Source organism: Bacillus sp. FSL P4-0248 (assembly GCF_038593305.1).
Classification (GTDB): Bacteria; Bacillota; Bacilli; order Bacillales; family Bacillaceae; genus Bacillus; species Bacillus safensis.
The window spans coordinates 3685292-3694522 of record NZ_CP151983.1 but is presented as its reverse complement, the minus strand read 5'-3'; the positions used below and the strand labels follow the sequence as shown (position 1 = coordinate 3694522).

The 9231-nt window shown below is 38.5% G+C and carries 9 protein-coding genes; all 9 read left to right on the top strand.

Features of this window, described 5'->3' with window-relative positions; all coding sequences use genetic code 11:
* The first annotated feature begins 620 nt into the window (after positions 1–620).
* The 9 genes from rpmH to NST65_RS18920 all read left to right on the top strand — a co-directional run bounded on the left by rpmH (position 621) and on the right by NST65_RS18920 (position 9107).
* A complete protein-coding gene (gene rpmH / locus NST65_RS18960) occupies positions 621–755 on the top strand; it encodes a 50S ribosomal protein L34 (protein WP_073208224.1) in 135 nt (44 codons plus the stop codon).
* 78 nt (positions 756–833) lie between these two features.
* Positions 834–1193, top strand: a complete 360-nt coding sequence (gene rnpA / locus NST65_RS18955) for a ribonuclease P protein component (protein ID WP_070326265.1) — start codon at positions 834–836, stop codon at positions 1191–1193.
* A gap of 158 nt (positions 1194–1351) precedes the next feature.
* Positions 1352–2134 carry a YidC family membrane integrase SpoIIIJ gene (gene spoIIIJ / locus NST65_RS18950; protein WP_087976621.1) on the top strand — a complete coding sequence of 261 codons (783 nt, stop codon included), beginning with the start codon at positions 1352–1354 and terminating at the stop codon, positions 2132–2134.
* Entirely contained in the window at positions 2131–2754 is a 624-nt protein-coding gene (gene jag, locus NST65_RS18945; RefSeq protein WP_034283644.1) for an RNA-binding cell elongation regulator Jag/EloR, read from the top strand. Before spoIIIJ ends, jag begins: the two co-directional genes overlap by 4 nt.
* 401 nt (positions 2755–3155) lie before the next feature.
* Complete coding sequence (mnmE, locus tag NST65_RS18940; protein ID WP_024424070.1) at positions 3156–4535, top strand: tRNA uridine-5-carboxymethylaminomethyl(34) synthesis GTPase MnmE; 1380 nt, start codon at positions 3156–3158, stop codon at positions 4533–4535.
* A gap of 17 nt (positions 4536–4552) precedes the next feature.
* Positions 4553–6439: a tRNA uridine-5-carboxymethylaminomethyl(34) synthesis enzyme MnmG gene (gene mnmG, locus NST65_RS18935; RefSeq protein WP_111927505.1), complete on the top strand. Its 1887-nt coding sequence runs from the start codon at positions 4553–4555 to the stop codon at positions 6437–6439.
* Positions 6440–6452: 13 nt separating this feature from the next.
* Positions 6453–7172: a 16S rRNA (guanine(527)-N(7))-methyltransferase RsmG gene (gene rsmG / locus NST65_RS18930; RefSeq protein WP_111927504.1), complete on the top strand. Its 720-nt coding sequence runs from the start codon at positions 6453–6455 to the stop codon at positions 7170–7172.
* Positions 7173–7277: 105 nt separating this feature from the next.
* Positions 7278–8153, top strand: a complete 876-nt coding sequence (gene noc, locus NST65_RS18925; protein ID WP_024424067.1) for a nucleoid occlusion protein — start codon at positions 7278–7280, stop codon at positions 8151–8153.
* A gap of 129 nt (positions 8154–8282) precedes the next feature.
* Entirely contained in the window at positions 8283–9107 is an 825-nt protein-coding gene (locus NST65_RS18920) for an orthopoxovirus pf05708 family protein (protein WP_111927503.1), read from the top strand.
* Positions 9108–9231 lie beyond the last annotated feature (124 nt).

The window sequence follows — 9231 nt, the reverse complement described above, 5'->3', positions numbered from 1 at the left end:
AAGGCTTCTCCCCCCTCCTTTTCTTTTTAAAATGACCAGTATCAAACTGTTATAGAACACGAAAAAGAGCAAATGGTCATCACCATTCGTGCACATACATTGTTGAAAACAATTAATATAGTAGAAAAACGTCTTTTCGACAAATTACACAAGCTGTGGATAAACAATTCAACAGGCTGTGTAATAACTTTCCACAGGTTATCCACAATTTGTGGATAATATAAAAGGGCCAGATAAGTAATTAAGAGTTAAAACACAAATATAATATCAAAATAAACAAGATGGTGCAATGGGTGTCACAAACTTATCCACACACTTTACATCCTGTTGAAAAATAATTATCCACATCGGTTATTTGTGTGAAAAAAATGTCGATAATGGGTGTGGATAGTCTAAATATACCGGAAAAATATCCACATTCTTGTTTTAAAGGTCTTTTAGGAGGGAAAAGAGAATAAAATGCTGGAAACTAAAAAAGAAGGTTTCTTCGTTTGATAATCTATGTTATGCTTATAAGGTTGATAATAAGAGTTTTATCATTGATATTGACAATCGATGGGTTACACAAATATAATGAGTTAGACTGTCTTAAACAGCTATTCCTCAGGGAGGTGTCATAAATGAAAAGAACGTTTCAACCAAATAACCGTAAGCGTAGTAAAGTTCATGGCTTCCGCAGCCGTATGAGTACTAAAAACGGACGTCTAGTTTTAAAGCGACGCCGCAGCAAAGGTAGAAAAAAATTATCAGCTTAGGCCACTGAATAATGTCAGTGGTCTTTTTTACATAATATCGTAAATGAACTGTCAGTTTTTATCGGAGTGGAAGAAAACATGAAGAAGCGAAACAGGCTAAAAAAAAATGAAGAGTTTCAAAAGGTGTTCAAAAAAGGTCAATCAATGGCAAATCGCCAATTCGTTATTTACCAGATGGATCAGCCAAATCAAGTTGAACTGCGTCTAGGATTGTCTGTCAGTAAGAAGATTGGTAATGCAGTGATTAGAAACCGAATTAAACGTCTGATCCGTCAGGTGTTTTTAGAGGAAGGTCATAAGTTAAAGCAAGAAAAAGACTACATTGTCATTGCACGAAAACCAGCGAGTGATTTGACCTTTGAAGAAACAAAGAAGTCTCTCCAACATTTATTTAGAAAATCCGCTGTTTATCAACAACAACCGAAAAAGTCTTCGTAATAGAAACTTTCGTTGAATCAATTTTTAAAAGCGCTTCCTTCATCTAGTGAATTAAAATGAAACCACCACTTTGCAAAGAAAAAATGTTACCATACTGATTAGGTGAGTCACTTTCTTAATCAATTCCAACTTAAATAAAGTTTGAAGTAATGGGAGGAATCTTGTTGAAAAGGCGATTATTACTAATATTTAGCTTGATTGGCGTATTGGTTTTATTGGCAGGATGTACACAGATCAATGAACCAATTACATCAGATAGTAAGGGATTCTGGAATTCTTATATTGTTTACCCGCTATCTCAATTAATCACGTACATGGCAAACTTAACTGGTGAAAACTATGGTGTAGCGATTATTATTGTAACACTGTTAATTCGCTTGCTTATTTTACCATTAATGATTAAACAGTTAAGAAGTACAAAAGCGATGCAAGCATTACAGCCTGAATTGAAAAAGCTTCGTGAAAAATATAGCTCTAAAGATCAAAAAACACAGCAGCAGCTTCAGCAGGAAACAATGGCCCTTTTTCAAAAAAATGGCGTCAATCCATTAGCAGGCTGTTTCCCAATTTTAATTCAAATGCCAATCCTTATTGGTTTCTATCATGCAATTATGAGAACAGCAGAAATTAAAAAGCATACATTCTTATGGTTTGACTTAGGCAGCCCAGATCCATTGTTCCTATTACCGATTATTGCGGGTGTAGCTACTTTCATTCAGCAAAAGCTGATGATGGCTGGAAATCCTTCGGACAACCCTCAAATGGCTATCATGCTATGGGTGATGCCAATTATGATCGTTGTGTTTGCAATTAGTTTCCCAGCAGCACTTTCATTGTACTGGGTTGTAGGTAACATTTTCATGATCATTCAAACATTGGTGATTAAAACACCTCAAGTAAAAGTTGATACAAAAGAAAAAGCTGGCGGGAATAAAAAATGAAGGAAATAACTGCTGTCGGTCGCACAATCGAAGAAGCAGTAGATTCCGGACTTAAACAAATTCAGCTACTACAAGAAGAAGTAGAAATCACAATAGTAGATGAAGGAAATAAAGGGTTTTTGGGATTATTCGGTAAAAGACAAGCTGTGGTCAAGTTAGTAGAAAAGATAAATGCATTTAAATTAGCTACACAGTATTTAGATAAAATTGTTAAGTCTATTGATCCTAAAGCAAAGATTATTTCCAAACAGGAACCGAAAAACATTTCTTACCACATTGATGGAGATAAAACGTCATTAATGATTGGAAAAAGAGGCCAGACATTGTACTCTTTAGAAACGTTGGTACAGCTAGTGTTTAATCGTTATTCTGATCAGTATCATCATATAACAATTGATATTGGCGATTATAGGAAGAAACGACAAGAAGCACTTGAACAATATGCAGTCAAAACAGCAAATCGGGTTTTAAAAACGAAGAGAAAGGTTCATTTAGAACCAATGCCTTCGAATGAACGAAAAATTGTTCATGATGCGATTGCTGCATTCTCTAAAGAACTTGCAACGGCATCTGAAGATACAGGCAGCAAACGTCATGTTGTGGTGCTGTATAAAAAATAGCAGAAAGGCTAAGATTCAGCAAAGCTGGATTTTAGTCTTTTTTTATTGAAAAATTGCTTTTTATAGAGGATTCATCCTTTATTTCTAAAAAATGAGTGTGTGATATGAGTGCAAAACGCCAATTTAACAAGTAAGTATAGGGATCAGGGCGTTTAAATTTATTGGATTTAGGTGTAAGATGTGAAGACAAGTTTCAAACGTCGTTATTCACATGTGGATAAGTTAAGTGTTAAAATAGATAAGATGCAAAGCTGTGGATAATTAGATATGGGATACTTTCACTTCGCTTTCATTTATGGTATCTTTAAATTTTGGATTAAGCGTTTTTGATATAGAAATGGACAATGTCCATTTAATAGATAACAGACTGTTTATTAAGTAGAGAAAGAGGTGAATGAGTGATGGATACAATTGCAGCAATTTCTACACCGATGGGTGAAGGAGCAATTGCGATTATTCGTTTAAGCGGGCCTGATGCGGTACAGATTGCTGATCGGATGTATAAAGGTCCTAAGGAGAAAAAACTTGTATCGGTGGATTCACATACGATTCATTATGGTCATATTGTGGATTCTAGCACTGAGCAAGTCATAGAAGAGGTCATGGTGTCAGTATTAAGAGCACCAAAAACATTTACGAGAGAAGACGTTATTGAGATTAACTGCCATGGCGGAATTGTAACGGTCAATAAAGTACTGCAGCTTGCTTTAAGAGAAGGAGCAAGATTAGCGGAGCCAGGTGAGTTTACAAAACGAGCTTTCTTAAATGGAAGAATTGATCTTTCACAGGCTGAAGCGGTAATGGATTTGATTCGCGCAAAGACAGATCGTGCGATGAATGTAGCGATTACTCAAATGGAGGGACGACTCTCCGGTTTGATTAAACGACTTCGCGGTGAGATATTGGAAACTCTGGCCCATGTTGAAGTCAATATTGACTATCCTGAGTATGACGATGTTGAAGAAATGACGCATCGGGTTTTAGTTGAAAAGGCAACATCAGTGAAAAAGGAAATTGAGTCACTGCTAACGACTTCTCAGCAGGGGAAAATACTGCGAGAAGGCTTATCTACTGTCATTATTGGAAGACCGAATGTTGGGAAGTCTTCCTTGTTGAATAGTCTTGTACAGGAAACAAAAGCGATTGTAACGGATATTCCTGGAACAACGAGAGATGTCATTGAGGAATATGTAAATGTTAGAGGTGTACCGCTTCGTTTAGTCGATACTGCGGGTATACGTGAGACGGAGGACATTGTTGAGCGTATAGGGGTTGAACGATCTAGACAGGTCTTAAAAGAAGCTGACCTGATTTTACTTGTGCTCAATTATAGCGAGGAATTGTCAGAAGAGGATATCAAACTTTTTGAGGCCGTCTCAGGCATGGATATCATCGTAATCGTGAATAAGACAGATCTTGAGCCTAAGCTTGATATTGAAAAGGTCAAGCAGTTAGCGAAGGATCGTCCGGTGGTTACTACATCATTATTACAAGAAAAAGGGATTGATGAACTTGAAATCGCGATTCAATCACTATTCTTCACGGGTTCAATTGAAAGTGGAGATTTAACGTATGTAAGTAATACAAGGCATATTGCTCTTCTTCAGGCAGCAAAACAATCCATTGAGGATGCTCTTGAAGGAATTGAAATGGACGTACCGATCGACATAGTTCAAATAGATTTAACACGCTGCTGGGAACAGCTGGGTGAAATTATTGGGGATGCTGTTCATGAAAGCTTGATTGATCAGTTATTCTCTCAATTCTGTTTAGGAAAGTAAAGGGAGGAACATAAGAAATGGGTTATGAAGCTGGCAATTATGACGTAATCGTCGTGGGTGCCGGTCATGCTGGAGTTGAGGCTGCTCTTGCTTCTGCAAGACAGGGCGCCAAAACACTTGTATTGACTATCAACCTCGATATGGTTGCTTTTATGCCATGTAATCCGTCTGTAGGCGGCCCCGCAAAAGGGATTGTCGTCAGAGAAATTGATGCTCTAGGCGGAGAAATGGCACGAAATATAGATAAGACGCATATTCAAATGCGCATGCTGAATACGGGGAAAGGACCTGCTGTCCGTGCGTTAAGAGCGCAAGCAGATAAGTTCCAATATCAGCATGAAATGAAAAAAACAATGGAAAATGAACCAAACCTGACAATGCTGCAAGGTATGGTAGATCATTTAATTGTAGAAGATGATGAATGTAAGGGTGTTGTTACTCAAACAGGGGCGAACTATCGTGCGAAGTCTGTTGTTTTAACGACAGGGACTTTCTTAAAAGGCCGCATCATTTTAGGAGACCTTTCGTATTCAAGCGGTCCAAATAACCAGCAGCCTTCTATTAAATTATCTGATCATTTAGCAGAACTAGGATTCGATTTGGTTCGCTTTAAAACAGGAACACCTCCTCGAGTGAATAGCCACTCGATTGATTATAGTAAAACAGAAATTCAACCAGGTGATGATGTCCCGCGGGCGTTCTCCTATGAAACGGTTGAATATATTACTGACCAGCTGCCATGCTGGTTAACGTACACGAGTTTAGAGACTCATCAAATTATTGATGAAAATCTACACCGTTCTCCAATGTATTCAGGTATGATTAAAGGAACTGGTCCTAGATACTGCCCGTCCATTGAAGATAAAGTGGTGCGTTTCAATGATAAACCGAGACATCAAATTTTCTTAGAGCCAGAAGGTCGTAATACGCAGGAAGTTTATGTTCAAGGATTGTCTACAAGTCTTCCGGAGGATGTACAGCAGCGCATGCTTTCAACCATCCCAGGACTCGAGAATGTTCAAATGATGAGAGCGGGTTATGCTATCGAGTATGATGCGATTGTGCCTACTCAGTTGTGGCCTACACTTGAGACGAAGAAAATTTCTGGATTATATACAGCCGGCCAAATTAATGGTACGTCTGGTTATGAGGAAGCAGCAGGTCAAGGGATTATGGCAGGTATTAATGCAGGAAGAAAAGCATTAGGTAAAGAAGAAGTCATTTTAAGCCGATCTGATGCATATATCGGTGTCCTCATCGATGACCTTGTCACTAAAGGAACAAATGAACCATACCGTCTCTTGACATCACGTGCTGAGTATCGTCTCCTTCTACGTCATGACAATGCTGATTTAAGATTAACTGAACTTGGCTATCAAATTGGATTAATTTCTGAAGAAAGATTCCAAGCATTCCAGCAGAAAAGAGAAGCCATTGAAGCAGAGAAAAAACGTTTATATTCTGTGATCATTAAACCTACAGCACAGACTCAAGAATTTATTCGTTCACTCGGTGGAAGTGAGTTGAAGGACGGCATTCGTGCAAGTGATTTGATGAAACGTCCAGAAATGAATTATGAAACTGTTGTGAAATTAGCTCCTGCGGAAACACCGCTTTCTTCTGATGTGTGTGAGCAGGTAGAGATTCAAATTAAATACGAAGGTTATATTGAAAAGTCACTCCAGCAAGTTGAAAAACTGAAAAAGATGGAGAACAAAAAGATTCCTGATCGGATTGATTATGATGCCATCAAAGGGATTGCAACTGAAGCGAAACAAAAGCTGAAAGAAGTCCGACCGCTTTCTGTTGCACAGGCTTCTCGTATTTCAGGCGTTAACCCTGCTGATATTTCTATCCTTTTAGTATATTTAGAGCAGGGGCGTATTGCGAAGATAGCAGAATAGAAAGGATGTCGGCATGAACATTGAACAATTTACAGCAGCACTAGAGGAGAAAGGGATCACTCTTTCTCCTGTGCAGCTTGAACAATTTGAAACCTACTTCCGCATGCTTGTAGAATGGAACGAGAGAATGAATTTAACGTCCATTACTGAAAAGGAAGAAGTGTATTTAAAGCATTTTTATGATTCAATATCAGCAGCATTTTTTATTGATTTTCACAAAGTGACGACGATTTGTGATATTGGAGCTGGTGCTGGTTTTCCAAGCATTCCTCTTAAAATTTGTTTCCCTCATCTACATGTGACCATTGTTGATTCTCTTCAGAAACGAATTACGTTTCTCAATGAGTTAGCAAAAGGATTAAACTTACAAGATACTACTTTTTATCATGATCGTGCGGAAACGTTTGGACAACGTAAGGAAAAGCGAGAAAGCTATGATCTTGTCACTGCTAGAGCAGTTGCACGTTTATCCGTCTTGAGCGAACTATGTCTGCCTCTAGTGAAAAAGGAAGGATTGTTTGTTGCCTTAAAAGCATCTGCCGCTGATGAAGAAATGCAAGCAGGGAAAAAAGCTGTCACAGTCCTCGGAGGAGAGGTTGTTGAAAAGCATTCCTTTGTTCTTCCTTTAGAAGAAAGCGAACGGAACATCATTGTCATTGAAAAGAAAAAGCAAACACCAAAAAAATATCCTAGAAAACCAGGAACACCTAATAAATCACCAATAGAAGGTTGATCATGTAAAAGGTCGGTTTTTCTTCAATATTTATGATTTTACAGAAGGAAAAAACATGAGAAAATAGAATTATAAAAAGGTAGTTTTTAAAGGTGGTGTAGGTTCATGAAGCATTCACTCTCACGCTTCTTCGGGCTTGGAGACAAAGAACATCCTGAGCGTGAAACCGAAATAGAGGCAGAGATTGCTGAGCATGATACATTAAAGGAAGAGATACAGGAGCTCCCGGTCGACACAATTATGCCAAACCGTTTTCAGCCACGCACCATTTTTTCAGAAGAAAAGATACAAGAGCTGGCCACGACGATTCATACCCATGGCATTATCCAACCGATTGTTGTTAGACCAACAGAAGAAGAAGGAAAATATGAACTGATCGCCGGCGAAAGACGTTGGAGAGCGGTACAGACTCTTCAATGGGAGAAAATCCCCGCTATTATAAAAGATTTTACTGATACGGAAACGGCATCTGTGGCATTGATTGAAAATTTGCAAAGAGAAGAGCTGTCTTCTATTGAAGAGGCTCATGCTTATGCACGTCTTTTAGAGCTTCATGATTTAACACAAGAGGCGCTTGCTCAGCGTTTAGGCAAGGGACAATCAACTGTTGCTAACAAATTAAGACTTTTAAAGTTGCCTGAAGAGGTACAACAAGCCATTTTAGAGAAAAAAATCTCTGAAAGGCATGCACGTTCACTTGTGCCCCTAAAGCTTCCAGAATTACAAATCGCGCTATTGCAGGAAATCATCGAAAAGCAGTTGAATGTGAAACAGACTGAAGAGCGTGTAGTGAAGATGCTTGAACAAAAAACGGATCGCAAACCGAAGCCAAAACGTAAGGCGTTTAGTCGTGATACACGAATTGCGATGAATACCATTCGTCAGTCTCTCCACATGGTAGAAGACAGCGGACTTAAAATAAATACCGAGGAAGAAGAGTTTGAGGAATATATCCAATTAACGATTCGAATTCCTAAATAGAAAAAAGCTGATGAGCGCCACTCGTCAGCTTTTTTTGTTTGTCTTATTTCCTGCACACACCATATTTACATAATATTTATAAATTGGTAAAATATGATTTTCATAGTATAAAGGAGGTGACAACTACTGATGAAAATGAAGAGGACTATTTTCACCATTATTTGCTATTTACTAATTTCTTTTTCTGTTTTTCCAAATGAAGCGACAATATACGCTGTGAAATCGCCAACGGCTCATGCGGATGAAGGCCTGATGACCAACGAAGAATTGAACGTTCTGAAGAAGCAAGGTGTTGTTTCTAAAGATGTGACTGTACAGCAATTTAATCAAGAGTATGCGTCTTCCGACGATTCGATCGACTTGATTACAGCTGACGATGATTTGAAGAACTATGGTTTACGACAAAATAAGCATGATGAGCTGGTGACGGATGAAAAGCCGCACACCCTCAAGCAACTTTTAGGAAAGCCGTATCCTGGTACCGATATTATCCCTAAAAAAGGAGATATCTTGGTGACAACCACTGATGCTGTGAAGGGTTTGGTTGGACATGCAGGTATCGTCATTAATGAGAAAAGCTATGCTTCTATTCCAGGGTTTCGAAAGCATCCTCAACTTGATTCCATTCATAACTGGTTTCGCTATAGTGCCAATACAAAGGTAATTCGGATTAATCAAGAGGAGAAGGCAGATTTAGCAGGGGAATGGGCACACGATTATGTGAAAGATCATCCGAAGGCTCGCTACTCCATCACCATGTCAATTCAATCATTGGACCCGACTTATTGTTCAAAGATCGTGTGGCAGGCCTATGGCAAAACAGGGGACGCTTTGGGACATGCGACTTTTACCATTAAGACACCCTATGGATTTTTAAAAAAGAAAAGCTATAAAACAGTAACTCCTAAGGTCATTGTCAGTGAAGGCCGTAAAATAGGTGAATTATACTTTTAATATGTGACCCTCACTTTTGATAGAAGTGAGGGTTTTGATGTATGTCTATTTCTTAAAAAAGATATATCAATATACTTTTTAGATGTGTTTTCATTCGTTCTTTTATGTACGAAAAGGCACATTC

What these genes read in the sequence shown, in the direction of transcription:
- rpmH (WP_073208224.1), top strand. Translation starts at nt 621, where the DNA reads ATGAAAAGAACGTTTCAACCAAATAACCGTAAGCGTAGTAAAGTTCAT.
- rnpA (WP_070326265.1), top strand. Translation starts at nt 834, where the DNA reads ATGAAGAAGCGAAACAGGCTAAAAAAAAATGAAGAGTTTCAAAAGGTG.
- jag (WP_034283644.1), top strand. Translation starts at nt 2,131, where the DNA reads ATGAAGGAAATAACTGCTGTCGGTCGCACAATCGAAGAAGCAGTAGAT.
- mnmE (WP_024424070.1), top strand. Translation starts at nt 3,156, where the DNA reads ATGGATACAATTGCAGCAATTTCTACACCGATGGGTGAAGGAGCAATT.
- mnmG (WP_111927505.1), top strand. Translation starts at nt 4,553, where the DNA reads ATGGGTTATGAAGCTGGCAATTATGACGTAATCGTCGTGGGTGCCGGT.
- rsmG (WP_111927504.1), top strand. Translation starts at nt 6,453, where the DNA reads ATGAACATTGAACAATTTACAGCAGCACTAGAGGAGAAAGGGATCACT.
- noc (WP_024424067.1), top strand. Translation starts at nt 7,278, where the DNA reads ATGAAGCATTCACTCTCACGCTTCTTCGGGCTTGGAGACAAAGAACAT.
- NST65_RS18920 (WP_111927503.1), top strand. Translation starts at nt 8,283, where the DNA reads ATGAAAATGAAGAGGACTATTTTCACCATTATTTGCTATTTACTAATT.